Annotated in this window: 16 protein-coding genes and 1 other RNA gene; 9 read left to right on the top strand and 8 right to left on the bottom strand. The window is 61.3% G+C overall.

What is annotated here, in order from left to right:
• Positions 1-89: 89 nt before the first annotated feature.
• The 7 genes from N645_RS0107255 to N645_RS0107225 all read right to left on the bottom strand — a co-directional run bounded on the left by N645_RS0107255 (position 90) and on the right by N645_RS0107225 (position 7,523).
• Positions 90-1,367, bottom strand: coding sequence for an aminotransferase class I/II-fold pyridoxal phosphate-dependent enzyme (locus N645_RS0107255; protein WP_024460843.1), 1,278 nt, complete (start codon positions 1,365-1,367; stop codon positions 90-92).
• Positions 1,368-1,471: 104 nt separating this feature from the next.
• Entirely contained in the window at positions 1,472-3,370 is a 1,899-nt protein-coding gene (locus tag N645_RS0107250) for a M48 family metallopeptidase (RefSeq protein ID WP_024460842.1), read from the bottom strand.
• A gap of 17 nt (positions 3,371-3,387) precedes the next feature.
• On the bottom strand, positions 3,388-3,987 hold the full coding sequence (locus N645_RS0107245; RefSeq protein ID WP_024460841.1) for a LemA family protein: 600 nt from the start codon (positions 3,985-3,987) through the stop codon (positions 3,388-3,390).
• Positions 3,988-4,046: 59 nt separating this feature from the next.
• On the bottom strand, positions 4,047-4,634 hold the full coding sequence (locus N645_RS0107240; RefSeq protein ID WP_024460840.1) for a BON domain-containing protein: 588 nt from the start codon (positions 4,632-4,634) through the stop codon (positions 4,047-4,049).
• Positions 4,634-5,221 (bottom strand): SIS domain-containing protein, encoded by a 588-nt coding sequence (locus N645_RS0107235; RefSeq protein WP_024460839.1) that lies wholly within the window; start codon positions 5,219-5,221, stop codon positions 4,634-4,636. Before N645_RS0107235 ends, N645_RS0107240 begins: the two co-directional genes overlap by 1 nt.
• Positions 5,222-5,248: 27 nt before the next feature.
• A complete protein-coding gene (locus N645_RS0107230) occupies positions 5,249-5,629 on the bottom strand; it encodes a YraN family protein (protein WP_024460838.1) in 381 nt (126 codons plus the stop codon).
• On the bottom strand, positions 5,601-7,523 hold the full coding sequence (locus N645_RS0107225; protein ID WP_024460837.1) for a penicillin-binding protein activator: 1,923 nt from the start codon (positions 7,521-7,523) through the stop codon (positions 5,601-5,603). Before N645_RS0107225 ends, N645_RS0107230 begins: the two co-directional genes overlap by 29 nt.
• 61 nt (positions 7,524-7,584) lie before the next feature.
• On the opposite strand from N645_RS0107225, the gene rsmI reads away from it, so the two are divergent.
• A complete protein-coding gene (gene rsmI, locus N645_RS0107220) occupies positions 7,585-8,475 on the top strand; it encodes a 16S rRNA (cytidine(1402)-2'-O)-methyltransferase (RefSeq protein ID WP_024460836.1) in 891 nt (296 codons plus the stop codon).
• Between the two features lie 149 nt (positions 8,476-8,624).
• Here rsmI and N645_RS0107215 read toward each other — a convergent pair whose 3' ends face one another.
• Positions 8,625-11,021, bottom strand: a complete 2,397-nt coding sequence (locus N645_RS0107215) for a TonB-dependent receptor (RefSeq protein WP_024460835.1) — start codon at positions 11,019-11,021, stop codon at positions 8,625-8,627.
• Positions 11,022-11,171: 150 nt separating this feature from the next.
• Here N645_RS0107215 and rnpB point away from each other — a divergent pair.
• From rnpB to mraY, 8 genes are all read left to right on the top strand, one after another.
• Positions 11,172-11,523: RNase P RNA component class A (rnpB, locus tag N645_RS17410), an RNA gene on the top strand.
• 344 nt (positions 11,524-11,867) lie between these two features.
• Positions 11,868-12,308, top strand: a complete 441-nt coding sequence (gene mraZ, locus N645_RS0107210; RefSeq protein ID WP_024460834.1) for a division/cell wall cluster transcriptional repressor MraZ — start codon at positions 11,868-11,870, stop codon at positions 12,306-12,308.
• A 67-nt stretch (positions 12,309-12,375) separates the two neighbouring features.
• The gene (gene rsmH / locus N645_RS0107205) at positions 12,376-13,305 is read left to right on the top strand and encodes a 16S rRNA (cytosine(1402)-N(4))-methyltransferase RsmH (protein ID WP_024460833.1); all 930 of its coding nucleotides are present in this window, start codon (positions 12,376-12,378) and stop codon (positions 13,303-13,305) included.
• Between the two features lie 28 nt (positions 13,306-13,333).
• A complete protein-coding gene (ftsL, locus tag N645_RS0107200) occupies positions 13,334-13,639 on the top strand; it encodes a cell division protein FtsL (protein WP_024460832.1) in 306 nt (101 codons plus the stop codon).
• Entirely contained in the window at positions 13,632-15,371 is a 1,740-nt protein-coding gene (locus N645_RS0107195) for a penicillin-binding protein 2 (RefSeq protein ID WP_024460831.1), read from the top strand. Before ftsL ends, N645_RS0107195 begins: the two co-directional genes overlap by 8 nt.
• Positions 15,368-16,909: a UDP-N-acetylmuramoyl-L-alanyl-D-glutamate--2,6-diaminopimelate ligase gene (locus N645_RS0107190; protein ID WP_024460830.1), complete on the top strand. Its 1,542-nt coding sequence runs from the start codon at positions 15,368-15,370 to the stop codon at positions 16,907-16,909. Before N645_RS0107195 ends, N645_RS0107190 begins: the two co-directional genes overlap by 4 nt.
• Positions 16,906-18,270 carry a UDP-N-acetylmuramoyl-tripeptide--D-alanyl-D-alanine ligase gene (gene murF / locus N645_RS0107185; protein WP_024460829.1) on the top strand — a complete coding sequence of 455 codons (1,365 nt, stop codon included), beginning with the start codon at positions 16,906-16,908 and terminating at the stop codon, positions 18,268-18,270. The genes N645_RS0107190 and murF overlap by 4 nt, the downstream gene beginning before the upstream one ends.
• Positions 18,270-19,352 carry a phospho-N-acetylmuramoyl-pentapeptide-transferase gene (mraY, locus tag N645_RS0107180; RefSeq protein ID WP_024460828.1) on the top strand — a complete coding sequence of 361 codons (1,083 nt, stop codon included), beginning with the start codon at positions 18,270-18,272 and terminating at the stop codon, positions 19,350-19,352. The genes murF and mraY overlap by 1 nt, the downstream gene beginning before the upstream one ends.
• Positions 19,353-19,357: the final 5 nt, after the last annotated feature.

Raw genomic sequence — 19,357 nt, 5'->3', positions numbered from 1 at the left:
TGGGTTGGCTTGAGCGTGTCCGGCCAAAAAGATCTGGCGGATCAGGCGCCCTCAGTGGACGCCTTCTCTCAGTCTTTGACTGTTTGCGTTTAGCTGGCGAGCTGCTTGCGCACCGAGGCCAGCTTGACGCAGATCACAAACACCTTCATCGCCCCTTTCACTTCCTCGACACTGGGCACGGAGGGCGCAATACGGATGTTGCGGTCCTCGGGGTCCTGACCGTAGGGGAAGGTGGCGCCCGCGGGTGTCAGCTTGACCCCGGCTTCGGCCGCCAGGCGAACGGTGTCCTGGGCGCAGCCCGGACGAGTGTCAAACGACACAAAATACCCACCCTGGGGCTCTTGCCAGTTGCCCAGATCGCTGTCCGCGAAGGCCTCATTCAGCGCATCCAGTACCGCCGCAAAGCGGGGCTTGAGCAGTTCGGCGTGACCCTGCATGTGCTTCATCAGAGCGTCCCGGTTGGGCAGGAAGCGGCTGTGACGAATCTGGTTGACCTTGTCCGGGCCGATGGTGCAGGTTCCCAGAAACTGCTTGAACCCTTTCAGGTTGGCGGTGCTGGCATTGACGAACGCGACCCCGGCACCGGCATGGGTGATCTTTGAGGTCGACGCAAACTGAATGACCGAGTCCTCGGTGCCGTGTTGGGCGCAGGCTTTCATTACACAGGTCAGTTCCGGCGGGTTGTCCACCAGATCGTGAACGGCGTAGGCGTTGTCCCAGAATACCCGGAAATTCGGGCCGGCGATTTTGCCCAGAGCGGCGATGCGTTCAACGGTTTCATCGCTGTACACCACACCGGTCGGATTGGAGTATTTGGGCACACACCATATGCCCTTGATGCGCGGATCGTCTTTGACCAGGGCCTCTACTTTGTCCATATCCGGACCAGTGTCGGTCATGGGCACGGCAATCATTTCAATACCGAGTTGCTCACAGACGGTGTGGTGACGGTCGTAGCCGGGCACCGGGCAGAGGAATTTCACGTTGCCCTCGTTCTTCCAGGCGCTGTCCGGGCCGGTCAGGCCGAACTGGTGAGCGGTCAGCATGACCTGGAACATCAGGGTCAGGCTGCTGTTGCCACCGACCAGCACGTCGTCGGGCTCGACGCCCATCAGGTTGGCGCCCAGTTGTTTGGCTTCGGGCAGGCCGTCCAGGCCACCGTAGTTGCGGGTGTCGGTGCCGTCGGCGGCTTTGTAGTCACCTTTGAGAATGCCGTCCAGCGCATCGGACAGGCTCAGTTGCTCCGGAGAGGGCTTTCCTCGGGTCAGATCCAGGTTGAGCTTCTGGTTGACGATGGCTTGGTATTCGTCGGCCAGTTCGGCTTCCCACTGGCGCAGTTGTTCCTGTGTCGCTTGATCCAGTTGCAAGGTGTCTACCTCAATGGTTGGTGGGCGAAAGGGCCATTATAACCCTTGGTGGGTGAAGATTTAACCGGGCATGGGTGTTAACCGCGGACGACCGCTCAAGTGGATCATGCCTCAAGCGGTGGGGTCGGGCAGTCCAGTGCGTCCGCCACGGCGCGGTAAAGCTCCGCTTCCCGTGGTGTGACCCGCTGGTCCTGGAGCAGGCAGTCGCGCAGCGCTTTGAGTAATTCGGGCTTTTCCAGCGGGCGCAGCTGGCGCAATCGGTCCAGGGCACTGTCGAGGCCGGTGAAGCCGATGTCCTCGGTAGGCATCAGTGATGTCTCCAGGCCCAGCCGGGAGGCGCCGGCCCGGTAAGCCTCGGCCGGTTGGGTGCGACCGGCCCAGGCGGCGACCGACAGCAGCAGTCGGGCTTCGGCGTTGCAGTACGCCAGCTTGAGGCGCTGGCGTTTGGGGGCCGGTGCCACCAGGTGGGTGTGTGCCAGCCGGTAAACGATCCACTCGCTCAGTTGTACTCGTCCGTCGGCTTTCGCCAGACCGTTCAAAATGACGAGAAAGTCCCGGCGTTGCTGATCGGAGAATTCATTGAGCGAGGGCAGGGCCAGCTCAATCGCCGGCAGGCGCAAACCGTCCGGCAGTTCGGCACTCTGCGTCATCACCGGACGCAGCGCGTCCAGCTCGCTCTCCTTCAGTTGTTCCGCCAGATAGTGCCACTCGGATGCGCGCGCATTCGGGTCGGCAGTCAACAGTAGGCCCCAGAGAACGCCCCGGGCGCTGAAGGGGGCGCGGGCCGCTTCGCGCAGCGTTTGGGGTAGTGTCTCCAGGGTGGCCCGTGCCTGTTCAAGCGCCTTGGGACTGATGTCACCTGTGTGATGCCCGGCGCTGCTGGCCACCGCAACCGCCGCCATGGCTCGGGCCGTCTCTTCTCGCCCGGTTGTGGAAGCGGATTCGGAGGTTTGCGCTGCTGCTGCGCTGTCGGGCTGACTCAGCGGGGTGAAGTCCCCCTGCCAGCCGGGCAGTACCCGGCGAATCCGGTCTTCCAGCGGTGGGTGGGTGGCCATCAGGCCGCTCAATCGTGCCTTGACGCCCTCTTCGAAGTACATGTGGCTGAATTCGTTGGCGTCACTGGCCGAAAGTCGTGACCCGTCCGGAGAGTGGCCGATCTTGATCAGGGCGCCGCCGATGCCCTCGGGATTGCGGGTGTACTGAACCGCCGATGCGTCCGCCAGGAACTCCCGCTGCCGGCTCACCGCCGCCTTGATCCAGTTGCCGAAGAAAGTGCCGACGGCGCCGAGGATGATCAGTCCCAGTCCGATCAGTGCGACATTGCCCTGATTGGAGCGACGGCGAAGCCCGCGGTGAGCACCGCTGCGCGCCAGAATATGGCCGAGCAGACCGATCAGGAGCAGGCCGTTCAGCACCGCCACCAGGCGCAGATTCAGGCGCATATCGCCATGCAGGATGTGACTGAACTCGTGCGCAATTACTCCCTGCAATTCATCCCGGGAAAGCTGCTCCATGGCGCCACGGGTGACCCCAATGACCGCGTCGTGAGGGCCGTGGCCCGCGGCGAATGCGTTGATGCCGGCTTCATTCAGCTCGTACACCGGGGGAACCGGTGTGCCGGAGGCAATGGCCATTTCCTCGACAATATTCAGCAGTTGTCGCCGGGGCAGTTCCTGGCTGTTGCCGGGAATCAGTTGGCCGCCCAGGGCCTCGGCCACGGCCTGCCCACCCGCGCGCAACTGCAACCATTTGAAGCCACTGCCCACCAGAACCAGCAAGCCGACCATCAGAGAAATCCAGGCGATGGGTTGCCAACCCACTTGTTCGAGCAGGCGTCGCCAGTAGCCGCCACCGCCGGCCGTTTGCACCGAGGTCAAACCGACGCTGGCGACCACGAATACCAACGTGGTGAGGGCAATGATGCTCAGTACCGCCAGCGTCATTAACACCACCAGGCGACGGGTGTTGCGGCGAGCCAGCTCCTGGTGTTCAAAAAAATCCATAGCGGGGCGGCCGGGGCTTATTTGAACGAGACTTTGGGGGCGGCCTGAATGGCTTCGCTGTCGTCAAACTCCAGCAACGCGGCATCCTCACGATGGCCGAGGTGTCTGGCGAGAATGACCGGTGGGAAGCTCTGCTTGTAGGTGTTGTAGGTCATCACCGAGTCGTTGAACGCCTGGCGGGCGAACGCGACTTTGTTTTCGGTGCTGGTGAGCTCTTCATTGAGCTGCATCATGTTCTGGGACGCTTTCAGGTCGGGGTAGGCCTCCATGACCATGTTCAGGCGGCCCAGTGCCCCCGCCAGGCTGTTTTCGGCTCCGCTCAGTTGTGCCATGGCCTGTGGGTCGCCGGGCGCGCTGCGGGCGGCATTGAGACCGGCAAGCGCCTGGTTGCGTGCCTGGGTTACGGCTTCGAGGGTCTCCCGCTCATGGGAGAGGTAGGCCTTGGCGGTTTCGACCAGGTTGGGGATCAGGTCGTAGCGGCGTTTGAGCTGAACTTCAATCTGGGCAAAGGCATTCTGAAATCGGTTTTTCAGTGCGACCAGGCGGTTGTAAACGCTGATCAGGTAGAACACCAGCGCGCCGATCAGTACCAGAACAACGATGGTTGAAATGTCCATAACGCGAATCCTTTTACCGGGGTTGAAATTATTGTTCAAGGGCCGGGGTGATCGGCGCCTCAGTCAATGTACTCAAATACTCGCACGACTCGCTCCACACCGCCAGTGCGGCTGACAATGTCGGTGATTCGGTCGGCTTCGGCCCGGGATACAAGGCCCATCAGGTACACACTGGCGTTCTCGGTAATCACCTTGACCCGGCCACCCTCGACATCGCGACTGGCATACAGCTTGGTTTTGACCTTGGTGGTGAGCCAGTTGTCGTGGCTGCGGGTCATGAAGGAGATCGGTGCGTCGACTTCCAGCTCATTGTGCACCTGCCGGACACTGTGGATAGCATCCACGGTCTTGGCGGCCAGGCTGCGCAGTTCGACATTGGGTACCTGACCGACCAGCAAGACCACGGCGTTGTAGCTGTGCACATCGATGGGCGATTCGTCCAGGCGTGGGTGGGCTTTGTTGATATTGACGCTGGCAATGGTCTCGATCTGGGAATCGTCGATGCGCATACCGAGCGAGCGTTTCCCGGGGTTCAGTTGGATGGGCTCGCTGGTAGTGGCATCGACAATGGTAGTGCAGCCTCCAAGCACCGACAGCAGTGTGGTCAACAAAATGGCGGGTAATCCCAAGAAGCGTGGACGAGCCATCAGTGGAATCCTCCAAACAGGTGTTGATCAATCAAATCACACAGACAAAAAATCGTCAGCAGGTGCACTTCGTGAATGCGTATCGCCGAGGGCAGGGCCGCGCGCAGTTCGATATCCCGGTGGTCGAGCAGGGCGGCGGCGTCGCCACCATCGCCGCCCGTAAGCGCGATCACCCGAATGTTGCGGTCGTGGGCGGCGCTGATGGCCTGCAACAGGCTGCCGGCATTCCCAGTGCTGGTGATCAGCACCAGCACGTCGCCGTCCTGCCCGAGGGCTCGCAGGGGTTTGGCGTAGACATCATTGCCGCCACCGTCGGCGGCAATGGCGGTCTGGGTGATCATGTCGGCGCCCAGATTCAGCGCCGGCAGGCTGGGTCGCTCCTGCTCGAACCGGTGTACCAGGCTGCTGGTGAGAATCTGTGCCTGGGCGGCGGAGACCCCGTTACCGCAGGTGAGGATCTTGTGGCCGTTGAGTAGCGCCTCGACCATCACTTCACTGGCGTGAACAATCTGTGGGGCGAGGCTTTCACCGGTCTGCATGGTGGCCTCAATGCTTTCGTGAAACAGGGTGATGACCCGTTGTTCCATAGGATGTCCCGTTTTCGAGTGACGGGCTCAAATTGCGCTGAAAGCGTCTTTGAGCCAGGTTATTGGAGCGCCAGCGGTGCGGCGCGGATCGAACGCCACCACATCGAAACGACAGGCGACCCGATCGGTCAGTCCGGTGCGCTGTAGATAGTGCTGCGCGGCGCGAATGAGCTTCTGCTGCTTGCGAAAATCCACGGTTTCGGCCGCTGAGGCAAAGCCGTTATGGCGGCGCAGTCGAACTTCAACAAAGACCAGCGCATTGCCATCGGCCATGACCAGATCAATCTCTCCGGCTTTGCAGCGGTAGTTACGGTCCCGGACCGTCAACCCCTGTGCCGCCAGATAACGTTCGGCTTCCTGTTCGGCGGCTTTTCCGGCCTCAGCGCTCGCCGGGCGGTTGTAAGTCATCACGCAATTCCTCCTGAAGCGTGTTGTCACGTGGGGTGGCGGCGGCCATGGGCCGGGCTTCTCCCCCCTGAAATTGGGCCCAGACCAGCTCCCGCTCAATCCGCCCACCGGGGCGCATACGCAGCGCACCGGTGGCGCCGTAGAGTCGGGCATCCTCAATCTGCTCCAACTGGGGCAGGCGCGGGTAAAGCCGGTAGGCGTCCACACCCAGGGCGTGCAGACGACTGTATATGGCCGCCTCCTGGCTGTGCTCGGCCAGTGTCGCCTTCTCTTCGAACTCGCCGTTGAGCAGCCAGGGCAGGGTATTGAAGCGTACTCCGTTCAGGTCCCGATTGCTTTTGGTGTCCCGTTCGCCGGTGTAGATGTGACTGGTGGCGTACACCGGCAGATCGCCGGCGTAGTGGAATGCCAGGGTCGGCCGTATCTGGCGGCCCTGCTCGGGGTCGGCCATCAGGAAAATCATGTCCAGGTCCTTGCGCCGCCGTGGCTCAAATTCCAGGGCGCTGCCGAGCAGGCGGGTCAGGGCCTGTCGGCGGGCCTGGCTCTGATCAATCAACAGCGCCTGCTGGATGATCCGGGAATAATCACCGCTGCCAGGAAACTGGCTGTCGATCGAGACTTCGCCGCCCAGCGCCCGCCACTCCCGGGTGAAAGCCTGGGCGCTGCGCGCACTCCAGTTGCGGTCCGGAGCGAGGATCATGGCGTTGCGGTGGCCTTCCTGATAGGCGCGACGGGCCACCTGACGGGCTTCGTCCTCCGAGGCGAGGCCAAACTGATACAGGCCCTCGGGCGCTTCGGGTCGCTCTTCATTCTGAGTGCTGTCCACGTAATTGAGGGTCAGCACGGGAATCGGTAGCAGATCCTGTTCATGCAGTTGCCGGACTTTGTCCTTATCCAGTGGGCCGATGACCAGATCGGCACCTTCGGCCATGGCTTGTTCGTAAAGCGCCAGAATGTCATCGCTGGCGCTGGTGTTGTACTGACGTATCTGGGGGCGCTGGCTCTGTTCATGTCCGGCTCGGTAGTAGGCGCTGAGAAAGCCGTCGCGAACGGCATCGGCGGCGCGGGCCAGGGTACCTTCTTCGGGCAGTAGCAGCGCGACCTGCCGGGGCTTTTGTTCAATCAGTCGGCGCAGCAGTTGCAGGTCTTTAGGCAGGTTGGTGCTGGCGGGGTGGTTGGGCCAGGCGCTCTGCCACTGGTCCACCTGAGCTTGTTGCCGCTCGAGGTTGGTCTGATTGTCTTTACTGATCGCGGCCAGCTCGAGCCAGCCGCGCAGTGGGGTCTGACTCTCATCGCTGATGGCCTGTTCCAGTTCTGCGAGGGGCAGGGACATCAGACTCTGCCAGAGCTGCTCCCGGTTCTCGGCGCTCGCCGGTTCCTCGGGGCTGAGGAGCGAATCCATGAGCATGCGTTCATTGACGCTGGCGATGACATCACCGGTGCGCTGGTACAGGTGGGCGCGCAACTCACGCAGCGCGAGCTCGCGCTCCGGCGCCATGGTCTGCCACTGTTGTTCCAGACGGGGGTTGGTTAGAATGCGTTCGGCCAGATAGTAAGACCCTTCATTCAGTGCCACTGAGCCCAACAGCTCGGTGTGCAGCAAAAATCCGGGGTTATCCAATTGGCGGCTATCGATGGAGGTCAGCAGGTTACGGGCCCAGTCGTACTCCTGTTGTTCGACCAGCAGGTTGGCGGCTTCCAGCAGAAATCCTTCGCGTTCGGGTGACTGGCTGGCGCGGGCCTGATCCACCAGTGTTTTGACTCGGGCTTCAATCGCCTCCCGGGACAGGGGCGTCTCATCCGCCGGGGTTTCCATCGGAGGTGTGCTGCTGCAACTGGCCAGAAGCCAGACCAAAAGCGCGAGCAGGGTGCACAAGTATCCCCGGTATTGCATGATGATGTTCTCCACTAATACAGCTTACGATGTGAGTGCAACCAGACGATAAGGCACGTTTATGACCTCCAATACGACATCAGATCCGCTGGCACCCGGTGGCAGTTCGGGTACCTCTGCGGCCGGTGTTCTGTATGTTGTCGCCACGCCTATTGGCAATTTGGCCGATATGGTACCCCGTGCGGTGGAAATTCTACAATCAGTGGCGTTGATTGCGGCGGAGGATACTCGCCATAGTGCGCGACTCCTGTCACATTTTTCCATATCCACCCCCTGCATCGCTTACCACGACCACAGTGATGCAGAACGCACCAGTAAAATCCTGGATCGGGTGGTTGCCGGGGAGTCCGTGGCGCTGATTTCCGATGCCGGTACGCCGTTGGTGTCAGACCCCGGCTATCGGCTGGTGCGTTCAGCGCGCGAGCGCGGCCTGAATGTGGTGCCGGTACCCGGCGCCTGCGCCATGGTCGCGGCGCTCAGTGCGTCGGGTCTTCCCTCTGATCGCTTTTCCTTCGAAGGGTTCCCGCCGCCCAAGGCGAATGCCCGCCGCCAGTGGCTGGAGGCACTGTCCGCCGAGTCGCGCACCCTGATTTTCTACGAGGCGCCGCATCGGGTGCTGGCCTGCCTGGAGGCCATGGCCGAGGTGATGGGGGGTGACCGTGAGGCGGTGATTGCCCGTGAGCTGACCAAAACCTTTGAGACCATTCGGCTGGCACCCCTGGCGGAGCTGGTGGAGTTCGTTCGGGCGGACAGCAATCAGCAGCGGGGGGAGATTGTGCTGATGGTGGCGGGTGCTTCAAACCGTTCGGACAGTACGCTGGATGCCGAAGCTGAGCGGGTGATGGGTATTCTGCTGGAGGAACTGCCGCTCAAGCAGGCGGCCGCGATGGGGGCGAAGATTACCGGGGTGAAAAAAAACGCCCTGTATCAGTGGGCGCTTGAGCATAAGTAGTTTGAGTGGGAGAGGGTGGTTACGGCGGATGCGCTTCGCTTATCCGCCCTACGCAAACTCCGCACTATGCGTAGGGCGGATAAGGCCGAAGGCCGCATCCGCCGTAACGAACCCACGCGCATCCGCCGTAACCCAGCTTGCTTAAAGCATCAAAACCGCAAAGTCCCCTGCAACGCAACACTGCGCGGTCGTTCATAGAAAGCGTAATAACCGCTGCCGGTTCCGCCGGTCAGAACCGTTGCCACCGGGAGGCCGTTGGCGTAGCTGACAATGGCCTCATCGGTCAGGTTCTTGCCGATCAGCGCCACTTCCCAGCGGTCGTCCTGGCCGCTCAGGGCCACCCGGGCGTTCACTTTCACGTAGCTGTCCTGAGCCATGCGTGGGTCCAGGGTGGGTGTCGCCAGGTACTCGTCGCTGTAAATCAGGTCCAGGGTGCTGCTCAGAGTCAGTCCACGGCTCAGTGCCAGAGTGTGATTAGCGCTGATGTTGCCCTGGAATTCGGGGGTGAATTCCCGGGTTTCGCCGCTGGCGTCACACTGGGTCTGCCCCGGCGCCTCGCCAAAGTAGCACTGGGCGGTAGGGAAGTCGTCGTACTCGAAGTCCAGCCAGGCCAGCCCACCGGAGATCATCAGCTCGTTGGTGGCCATCCAACGTCCGTCCAGCTCCAGCCCCTGAATGGCGGCCTCGGCGGCATTGGTGACGTTAAAGCTGAAGGCGCCGTCAAACTGGCTGGTCTGCAGGTCCTGGAAGTCAGTGTAGAACAGGGCCGCGTTCAGCTCGGCCCGGCCGTCGGCGAGGTTGAATTTGCCCCCGAGCTCATAGTTCTTGACCTCTTCATCCTCAAATTCGAACACCCCGGTAATCGGAACCGGCGAGCCGGACGAGGCGTTGACGGCGTTGTTTACCGTGGGGCCCGGGTGGGCGTTGGAGCGCACATCGAAGCCACCGGATTTGAAGCCAGTGGTGTAGCTGGCATAGACCATGTCCGTGCCGTTGAGGTCATACTGCAGGGTGACCGACGGCGTGAAACCGGACTCCGAGCGGGTCCGGCTCAGCGCCTCGTAGGGCTCGATGTTGAACAGTCCGTACAGGCCATTGTAGGGATCCTGCGGGGTGCCAACGGGGCGCTCGACGGTGGCGCCACTGTTCGGGTCCGTTACCGTGTGGTACTGACGCCGGCTCGCGGTTTTTTCTTCGTCGGTGTAGCGTCCACCGAGAATCAGGCGCAGGTCGCTGGTGAGTTCCCAGGTGCCCTGGAAAAATACCGCGGCGATGTCGCTATCCTGCTCGAAATCCCGCTGGGAGGCGGTGCCGCGCAATAGCAGTGCGCCTTCACCCACCTGTTGCTGCAAGGCAACCGGCAGAAGGCTGTCCGAGGGAACCCGGATTTCATCGTCGAATTCCAGGTCACTGCTCTGATAGAACAGGCCGCCCATGTAGCTGAAGGGGCCGGATTCCGGCGAGGCGATACGGATTTCCTGGCTGACCTGGCTGTAATCCTCTTTCGACAGGATGTTGAACATCGGGACGCCGACGAAGTCGCAATCGCACAGTTCTTCATAGTCGTAGGCGGTATAACCGCTCACGGCGGTCAGGCTGTGCTCGCCCAGCTCGGTCTCCACCTCCAGCATGGCATTGCGGGTGTTGTTGTAACTGAAATCGCCGTTGGACTGACGGTTGAAGTCCTGGGTGGTATCCAGGGTGTAGGCGCCGCCGGTCAGCTGGGCGAGTACCGCCGAATAGGGCACGGTGGGGCGGCCGGGAATCTCGATCTCCGCGGGGTTGACCACCTCGAGGTTGCGCCCCTCCTGATCGAAGGAGCCATCCTCGAGCTTCAGGGTGATATCCCACTGGCTGTTGGGTTGCCAGAGCAGGGTGCCGCGCACCACCTGATCTTCTTCCCGGGTTTCATCCTGGCCGGTGGTGGTGTTGTGGAAATGACCATCAATACTGCGATCCAACACAGCCAGTCGGCCACTGAGCTGATCGGTCAGCGGACCGGAAATGACCGCGCGCAGGTCCTGCTCGCTGTGCTCGGGCTCGTACAAGCCGCTCACTTTGGCGAAGAACTCATCGGTGGGGCGGGCGGTCGTGATGCTGATGGCGCCCGCGGTACTGTTCTTGCCGAACAGGATGCTCTGCGGGCCGCGCAGAACCTCGACCCGCTCTATATCCAGAAACGGCGCCCGGCTGAGCTGGGCGCGGCCGAAGTGAACCCCGTCCACAAACTGGGCGGCGGACTGCTCGAAGCCCTGGTTGACGCCGGAGCTGATGCCCCGGATCGAAATGGTGGTGCCGATGCCGGTCTGGGTCATGTTCAGACTGGGTATGTAATCGGCCATGCGTTCGATGCCGGTGATGCCGGTATCGTCGATTTTCTCGCCCGCCATGGCGTTGACCGAAATGGGGACATCCAGAAGGTTCTGCTCGCGCTTTTGCGCGGTGACCAGAATTTCCTCCAGGGCCGGTGTGCTCTGGGCCTGGGCCGTGACGCTGAAGCTGGCCGCGATGGCCAGTGAAAGTGCGGTAAGTTTATAAGTGTTCACAGACGTCTCCTGTCCTTTTTTATGGTTGACCTTATTTTAGATCATAACGGGATTAAAAACGAAATCGTCAGTAAATAATCTGGGGTGTGGTGCTTTGTGTTGAAAATGTGCGCTTGCGCACGTTCGCCAAGGTCGCTACTCTATGTCCTCGGAGTCGGCTCGGCAGTCGCTTCGGTGCTTGCACCGGGGAGGAAAGTCCGGGCTCCATAGGGCAGAGCGCCAGGTAACGCCTGGGGGGCGAGAGCCCACGGAAAGTGCAGCAGAAAGTAAACCGCCTAAGCGACCTCGGTCGCCGGTAAGGGTGAAATGGTGCGGTAAGAGCGCACCGCGCGACTGGCAACAGTTCGTGGCGATGGTAAACCCCGCTCGGAGCAAGACCAAATAGGAACCCGATGGTGCGGCCCGTACCGGGTTCGGGTAGGTCGCTCGAGGTGCGTGGCGACACGCATCCCAGATGAATGACTGTCCTCGACAGAACCCGGCTTACAGGCCGACTCCGACTTATTCTGTTTTAGAGCGCTTCCTTCTATCCCCCGTCTTTTTTAATCCTAAAAATCCACAAACTTAATGTAACACTTTAAGTTTGTTCTCTATTGCGCTGATAGTTATAGCTTATTCCCTTTTAGCGGTTTCTGGCGCATCTCTCATTCCTGTCTATACCTACAGTTTTCTCTGCAGATCCCGTGCGGTTCGCCGCATTTTCCTTCTCTATTGCTTGACTTTGCTTTGCCCGGATTTATAGTGTGCCATAAGTGGTAGAAAGTGGTTATTAGTGGTTTTTTGTGGAAATCCGGGATGTGAAGTGGTGAAAAGTGCCCACACCTCCCATCAATTGACAGGTGAATCGTGCTCACAGGCAGTCACTCCATCAATATGGACGCGAAGGGTCGCATGGCGATCCCGACTCGCATTCGCGAGTCCTTTGTCGCGTCCTGCGAGGGCCGCCTGGTGCTGACCGCTCACACCCAGCAGCGCTGCCTGCTGGTGTACTCCGAGCCGGACTGGCTGGAGCGACTGCCGAAAATTCAAGCGCTGCCGGATAACGACCCGGCGGCGGGCCGGATCAAGCGTCTCTGGATTGGTTATGCGACCCCGTTGGAGATGGATGGCAACGGACGAATTCTGGTGCCCCCCACCTTGCGCAGCTTCGCCAGACTGGACAAGAAACTGATGCTGGTGGGGTTGGGCGACAAGATGGAATTGTGGAACGAAGACAGCTGGCAGGAGCTGATTGAGCAGCCGCTCGATACCGAGCTGTCCCCGGCGCTGCAATCGCTGACACTGTAACCGGATTTCAAGTGGCTCGGCCCGAGCCGAAGTGGCACAACAAACGCGGCATAACAAAAGGTAGCCCATGAGCGATTCGCCCCACCAAACGGTACTGTTGAATGAAGCGGTTGACGCCCTGGTTCAGGATGTCGACGGCTTTTATGTCGACGGTACCTTTGGCCGGGGTGGGCACAGTGCCCGGATTCTGGAGCGGCTGTCGGAAAAGGGGCGGCTACTGGGCATTGATAAGGATGCCGATGCCATCGCGGTGGCGCATGAGCGGTTTGCTGGAGATGCCCGCTTCGAGATCGCTCAAGGCTCCTTTGCCGCACTTGCCGAATTGGTGGATGCGAGAGGCATGACCGGCAAGGTCCAGGGACTGTTGTTGGATCTGGGCGTGTCGTCGCCGCAGTTGGATGAAGCCGAACGTGGTTTCAGCTTTATGAACGACGGTCCTCTGGACATGCGGATGGACCGAAGCTCCGGACAGAGTGCGGCCGAGTGGCTTGCTGAGGCCCCGGAAGCCGAGATCGCCCGGGTTCTGAAAGAGTATGGCGAAGAGCGCTTCGGCAAGCGAATGGCGCGAGCGCTGGTCGCCGCCCGGGCGGAACAACCGATCACCCGGACCTCGCAACTGGCCGAAATCGTCAAGGCGGCCAACCCGGCCTGGGAGAAAGGCAAGCACCCGGCAACCCGGGCGTTCCAGGGGATCCGGATTCACGTCAACAATGAGTTGTCGGACCTCGAGGCCATTCTTGCCCAGGCCTTGACGGTGTTGGCGCCGGGCGGACGGCTGGTGGTGATCAGCTTCCACTCGCTGGAAGACCGCCTGGTGAAGCGCTTTATCCGCCGGCAGGAAAAAGGGCAGCCGCTACCGGCCGGACTGCCGGTACGCGATGAGCAGCTCGATCGCACGCTCAAGAGTGTGGGCAAGGCGGTTCGGGCCAGCGACATTGAAGTGGGCGCAAACGTGCGTTCACGCAGCGCCATTATGCGCGTTGCGGAAAAACTTTAAACGATCAGGTGACGAGGCGATTTTGACCATGACCCACAACACATCCAATGCACAGCACTCCCGCCGGGGCATCACCCTGGCGGTGGCTGTGTTGTGGGTGTTGGTGGTGTTGTCGGCGCTGGCGGTCATCGCCTCTACCCATCAGACCCGTCAGCGGGTTGACCGTCTGGAGACCCTGCGCCGGGAGGCGGCCGAGCTCCAGGTCGTGTGGGGACAATATATGTTGGAGCAGAGCACCTGGGCCGCCTATGGCCGGGTGGAGCAAATAGCCCGCGATGAGCTGGCCATGCGTCTGCCGGATGACGAAGACATCGTGATGGTGATTCATGAGTAGGGCGCAGACTCTGACAATTGCCCGCTGGCGAGTCTGGCTGGTGGCCCTGGCCGTGCTGGTACTCGGCTCGGCGCTGTTGTGGCGCCTGGCCAGTCTGCAGGTGCTGCCCGATACCGCCCAGGGTTATGAGTTTCTCCAGGGCCAGGGGCAGGCCCGAACCCTGCGCACCGAATCCATCAGTGCCTACCGGGGGGTGATTACTGACCGCAACGGCGAACCATTGGCAGTCAGTACGCCGGTCGAAACCCTCTGGGCAGACCCGACACTCCTGTTGCAGTCGCCCGAGCGCTGGAACGAGTTGGCGCGGGCGCTGGAACTGTCGGAAGCCGAGCTGGAAGCTCGGCTCTCTCGTTATAGCGGCAAGGAGTTTATGTATCTGCGCCGGCATCTGCCTCCCCAGGCTGCCGAAGCGGTTCTGGCGCTGGAGATTCCCGGCGTTTACAGCCAGCGCGAGTACCGCCGCTATTACCCGGCCGGGGAAGTGGCGGCTCATCTGGTGGGCTTTACCGATATCGACGATCGGGGCCAGGAGGGCATGGAGCTGGCTTACGACGCCTGGCTGTCGGGGGAGAGTGGCGCCAAGCAGGTGCTCAAGGATTTGCGTGGTCGTACCGTCAAAGAGCTCCAGTTGGTGAAGTCCGCCCGGCCCGGTCGCAATCTCGCACTCAGCATTGACTTGCGCCTTCAATATCTGGCGCATCGGGAACTGAAAGCCGCGGTCCTGAAAAACAACGCCAAGGGCGGGTCGCTGGTGATCATGGATGTGCAGACCGGCGAGGTTCTGGCCATGACCAACCAGCCGGCCTACAACCCGAACGATCGCTCCGATCTGCACTCTGGGGCGTTGCGCAACCGGGCAATCACGGACCTGTTTGAACCCGGCTCCACCATGAAGCCGCTGGCGGTCATGGCGGCACTGGAAACCGGTCGTTTCAGTCCCAGTTCGCTTATCAACACCGCCCCCGGTTATGTTCAGGTGGGGCGTAAAACACTGTTGGATCCGGTGAACTACGGCACCCTGGATCTAAGTGGAGTGATTGCAAAATCCAGCCAGGTGGGCATGACCAAACTGGCACTGAAGCTTGAGCCATCGACGGTGCGCAACATGTATCAGCGGCTCGGACTGGGCCAGGGTGTGGGTACCGGGTTTCCGGGTGAAGCGGTGGGTACGCTGCCCACCTATGAAAACTGGCGCCCCATTCAGCGGGCAACCTACGCCTTTGGTTACGGTCTGAATCTCACCGCCATGCAGTTGGTAAACGCTTACAGCACGGTTGCCAGTGGCGGGGTCAAACGCACGCCTTCGCTGCTGAGGGTAGACGACGTGGTCGAGGGCGAGCGAGTGGTGGATGAAGAGCTGGCCCGGCAGGTCACGGCCATGCTGCGTCGGGCGGTCAGTACCGAGGGTACGGCCCGCAGGGCTGAAATTCCGGCTTATCCGGTGGCGGGCAAAACCGGCACCGTGCATAAAGTGGGTGAGGGTGGTTATGTTGAGAACCGATACATCGCCTCGTTTGTCGGTATGGCACCGGCAGACAATCCGCGCATTGTCGCGGCGGTAATCATCGATGAGCCCTCGGATGAGCGTTATTTTGGTGGCCAAGTGGCCGCTCCGGTGTTTTCCAGAGTAGCCGAAGGCGCACTGCGTCTTTTGCAGGTGCCGCCCAGAGTGGACGGGGCGAAAGGCATCATGGTTCAGGATGACAAAAAGCGCGGAGAGCCCTGGTCATGACCCGTCGCTACGCCATTAACCTCGCGGACCTGGCACCGGCGCTGAAGCTCGATCCGGCGTCGCTGCCCGACATTCAGGGGCTGACCCTGGACAGCCGCCAGGTTCAGCCCGGTGATGCGTTTGTCGCCCTCAAGGGCGCGGTGCATGATGGGCGAGCTTATATAAAGGATGCCGTCGACAGTGGCGCCGTGGCGGTGCTGGTGGATGTGGACGCACCGGCGGACCTTCAGTCTGTGCCGGTTGTTGCACTGCCCAACCTGGCGGGCCAACTGAGCGAGTTGGCAAATCGGCTGTATCAGTCCCCGAGCGAAGCGGTCAACATCTTTGGCGTGACCGGAACCAACGGCAAAACCACCTGCTCTCTGCTGATGGCCCAGCTGGCGGCCGTCCATTGGGGAACGGCAGGGGTGATCGGCACTCTGGGGTATGGACTGTTGAAAGCCGATGAGCCTGCCGCCAAGCAGATTGCCGGCCTGGAACACACAGGCTTGACCACACCGGACGCGCTGAGTGTGCAGAAAACGCTGCGCTCGCTGGTGGATCAGGGCGCGCAGACGGTGGCCATGGAAGTTTCCTCCCACAGTCTGGTTCAGGGGCGCGTGGCCGCTGTGACGATGACGGCCGCTCTGTTCACCAACCTGAGCCATGACCACCTGGATTTCCACGGAGATCTGATCCGCTATGGCGCCGCCAAGGCACGCTTGCTGGAGCAACCCGGCCTGCAGGTGGCGGTCATCAATCGGGATGATGCCTGGGCCGCGAGCCTCGCCAATCAGGTGCCGGAAGGAGTTCAGGTGGTGAGTTATGCCCTGGATGACCCTCAAGCCGATGTCTACGTCACCGATCGGGTCGAACAGCGCGCGGGCATCAGTGCCCTGATCAACACCCCCTGGGGACAGGGCGAGCTCCACAGCCCACTGTTGGGTGAGTTCAATCTCAGCAACCTGCTGGGCGTGATCGCAACGCTCTGTGCCGCCGGTATGGCGCTGGAGGACATTCTGGCCGCCGTTCCCGGTCTGGTACCGGCACCCGGGCGCATGGAGCCGGTGGTTCTGGATGAGCAACGACAGGATGTGCAAGTAGTGGTGGATTACGCCCACACCCCGGACGCACTGGAGAATACCCTCAAAGCGTTGAGTCACCACAACACGGGTCGGCTCTGGTGTGTGTTCGGTTGCGGTGGAGACCGGGACCGCGCCAAGCGTCCGAAGATGGGGCGGCTTGCCGAGCGGTACAGCGATTACGTGGTAGTGACCAACGACAACCCCCGCTCAGAGGATCCCGCCCAGATCGCGGCGGACATTCTGCGGGGCATGGACAATGACCATCAGTGCCTGGTGATTGCCGATCGCGCTCAGGCTATCGACCTGGCCATTCAGCAGGCCCGCGCCGGCGATACGGTATTGGTCGCGGGTAAGGGCCATGAGGATTATCAGATTTTTGCCCGGGAAACCCTGGCGTTCAGTGATTGCCAGCAGGTGCGCCAATCGCTGCAGCGTCGGCTGGATAAATTGACTCCCGGGGAGGTGACACCATGATCGGTACGATCGCTTTGTCAGAGCTGAACCGTCGTTTTGGGGGTGAGTTGACCCAGGGAGATGCCGAGTTCCGTCGGTTGAGCACCGACACCCGAACCGTGCAGGCCGGGGATCTGTTCCTGGCGCTGCGGGGCGAGCGCTTTGACGGCCATGAGTTTGTGCAGACCGCAGTCGACCGGGGCGCCTGTGGCGTGGTGGTCGACCAGCCGGTGCCGGACCTGACCGTACCTCAGTGGGTTGTGCCGGATACCCTGACGGCCCTGGGCCAGGTGGCATTGCTCAACCGTGAACGGTTTCGGGGCCCGCTGGTGGCGATCACCGGCAGCAGCGGCAAAACCACCGTGCGGACCATGCTCGCGGGCATTCTGGTGCGTGCCGGCGGTGTTCTGGCAACGCGGGGCAACCTGAATAATCACATCGGTGTGCCATTGACGCTGTTGGAGCTGGATGAGCATCACGAGTACGCGGTGATTGAAATGGGCGCGAGTGGCCCGGGCGAAATCGCGTCCTATTGTCAGTGGGCGAAGCCGGATGTGGCGCTGATCAATAACGTCATGCCGGCGCATATCGAAGGTTTTGGTTCGGTCGAAGGCGTCGCCCGCGCCAAGGGAGAAATCTATACCGCGCTGGATGAAAACGGCATTGCCGTGATCAACCGCGACGACGCCTTTGCCTCTTACTGGTTGTCCAGTCTGGGTGGCCGCCGAGTGATCAGTGTATCGCTGGATCAGCAGGAGGCGGATTGTCGGGCTCGGGATATCGAGTATCGCCCGGACAGTGTTCTGTTCACCCTGGTCACCCGCAACGATGAGGCGCGGGTGCAACTGGCGGTACCGGGTGAGCACAGCGTCAGAAACGCCCTGGCCGCAGCCGGTTGTGCGTTGGCGTTGGGCCTGAGCGCTCAGGCCATTGCCCGTGGGTTGGAGAGTTTTGAACCGGTGGCGGGGCGTATGTCCGCCCGGCGAGGTTGGGCCGACGCGCTGATCATTGACGACAGTTACAACGCCAACCCCGGCTCGGTCCGGGCGGCGATCGAAGTGCTCGCCGCACACCAGGGCAAACGCATACTGGTGCTGGGCGATATGGGCGAGCTCGGAGAGCAGAGTGTCGAGCTGCATCGTGAGGTGGGTGAGCGGGCGCGCGAACGCGGCCTGGATCGGCTGGTGACGCTGGGGCCCCTGAGCGCCCAGGCCGCTGAGGCCTTTGGTGAGGGCGCCAGCGCCTACCGTACTCATGAGGAAGTGATTGCAGCCCTCAAGGGTGAGCTGGATGAACACACCCGCGTGTTGATTAAAGGTTCTCGCAGCGCCGGTATGGATCGGGTGGTGCGCGGTTTGAGCAAAATCGGAGACCAAGACTGATGCTACTGTGGCTCGCAGAATACTTACAAGAATACCTGCGCGGCATGGCCGTGTTTCAGTACCTGACGCTGCGTGCGATTCTCGGGGTGCTGACAGCCCTGGTGATTTCACTGTTGTTGGGGCCCTGGATGATTCGCCGGCTCAACTACCTGCAGATCGGTCAGGCTGTGCGCAGCGACGGACCGCAAACGCATTTGAGCAAGTCCGGCACACCGACCATGGGCGGCACGCTGATTCTCGCGGCCATTTTCATCAGCACCCTGCTCTGGACCGATCTCAGCAATCGTTATGTCTGGGTGGTGCTGGTGGTGACCGGCATTTTCGGCGCCGTGGGTTGGGTCGACGATTACCGCAAAGTGGTCCAGTCCAACTCCCGTGGTCTGCCCGCGCGCTGGAAGTATTTCTGGCAATCCGTGGCCGGTGTCGGCGCGGCCCTGTTTCTGTATTACACCGCCGTTCTGCCTGCGGAGACCCAGCTGTTTGTACCGTTTTTCAAAAACGTGGCGCTGGATCTGGGCGTGTTTTATCTGGTGATCACCTACTTCGTGATTGTCGGTTCGAGCAACGCGGTGAACCTGACCGACGGTCTGGATGGGTTGGCGATCATGCCTTCGGTTATGGTGGGCTCGGCGCTGGGGATCATTGCCTATTTGTCCGGCCACGTGGAGTTTGCCAATTATCTGCACATCGCTCATATCCCCGGCGCCGGTGAGCTGGTGATTTTCTGCGGCGCCCTGGCGGGTGCCGGGCTGGGCTTTTTGTGGTTCAACACTTATCCGGCTCAGGTATTCATGGGCGATGTAGGTGCGCTTGCGCTGGGGGCCGCCCTGGGGGTGATTGCCGTGATTGTTCGCCACGAGATTGTCCTGTTCATCATGGGCGGCATCTTTGTGATGGAAACGGTGTCGGTCATCCTGCAGGTGGCGTCCTACAAATTGACCGGGCGCCGGATTTTCCGGATGGCACCGCTGCATCACCATTACGAATTGAAAGGTTGGCCGGAGCCGCGCGTGATCGTGCGTTTCTGGATTATTACCGTCATGTTGGTCTCCTTCGGGCTGGCCACGTTGAAACTGCGTTAACGGAG

This window comes from Marinimicrobium sp. LS-A18 (assembly GCF_000463525.1).
Lineage (GTDB): Bacteria > Pseudomonadota > Gammaproteobacteria > Pseudomonadales > Cellvibrionaceae > Marinimicrobium > Marinimicrobium koreense.
Note: the sequence above shows the minus strand (reverse complement) of the source record. Positions and strands in the feature narration are given on the sequence as shown.

Excerpts from the sequence above, each read along its gene's own strand:
- N645_RS0107240 (WP_024460840.1), bottom strand. The coding sequence starts at position 4,634 with ATGGCTCGTCCACGCTTCTTGGGATTACCCGCCATTTTGTTGACCACA.
- N645_RS0107245 (WP_024460841.1), bottom strand. The coding sequence starts at position 3,987 with ATGGACATTTCAACCATCGTTGTTCTGGTACTGATCGGCGCGCTGGTG.
- N645_RS0107195 (WP_024460831.1), top strand. The coding sequence starts at position 13,632 with ATGAGTAGGGCGCAGACTCTGACAATTGCCCGCTGGCGAGTCTGGCTG.
- N645_RS0107225 (WP_024460837.1), bottom strand. The coding sequence starts at position 7,523 with ATGCAATACCGGGGATACTTGTGCACCCTGCTCGCGCTTTTGGTCTGG.
- N645_RS0107190 (WP_024460830.1), top strand. The coding sequence starts at position 15,368 with ATGACCCGTCGCTACGCCATTAACCTCGCGGACCTGGCACCGGCGCTG.
- N645_RS0107230 (WP_024460838.1), bottom strand. The coding sequence starts at position 5,629 with ATGACTTACAACCGCCCGGCGAGCGCTGAGGCCGGAAAAGCCGCCGAA.
- N645_RS0107250 (WP_024460842.1), bottom strand. The coding sequence starts at position 3,370 with ATGGATTTTTTTGAACACCAGGAGCTGGCTCGCCGCAACACCCGTCGC.
- rsmH (WP_024460833.1), top strand. The coding sequence starts at position 12,376 with ATGAGCGATTCGCCCCACCAAACGGTACTGTTGAATGAAGCGGTTGAC.
- rsmI (WP_024460836.1), top strand. The coding sequence starts at position 7,585 with ATGACCTCCAATACGACATCAGATCCGCTGGCACCCGGTGGCAGTTCG.
- ftsL (WP_024460832.1), top strand. The coding sequence starts at position 13,334 with ATGACCCACAACACATCCAATGCACAGCACTCCCGCCGGGGCATCACC.
- mraY (WP_024460828.1), top strand. The coding sequence starts at position 18,270 with ATGCTACTGTGGCTCGCAGAATACTTACAAGAATACCTGCGCGGCATG.
- murF (WP_024460829.1), top strand. The coding sequence starts at position 16,906 with ATGATCGGTACGATCGCTTTGTCAGAGCTGAACCGTCGTTTTGGGGGT.
- N645_RS0107235 (WP_024460839.1), bottom strand. The coding sequence starts at position 5,221 with ATGGAACAACGGGTCATCACCCTGTTTCACGAAAGCATTGAGGCCACC.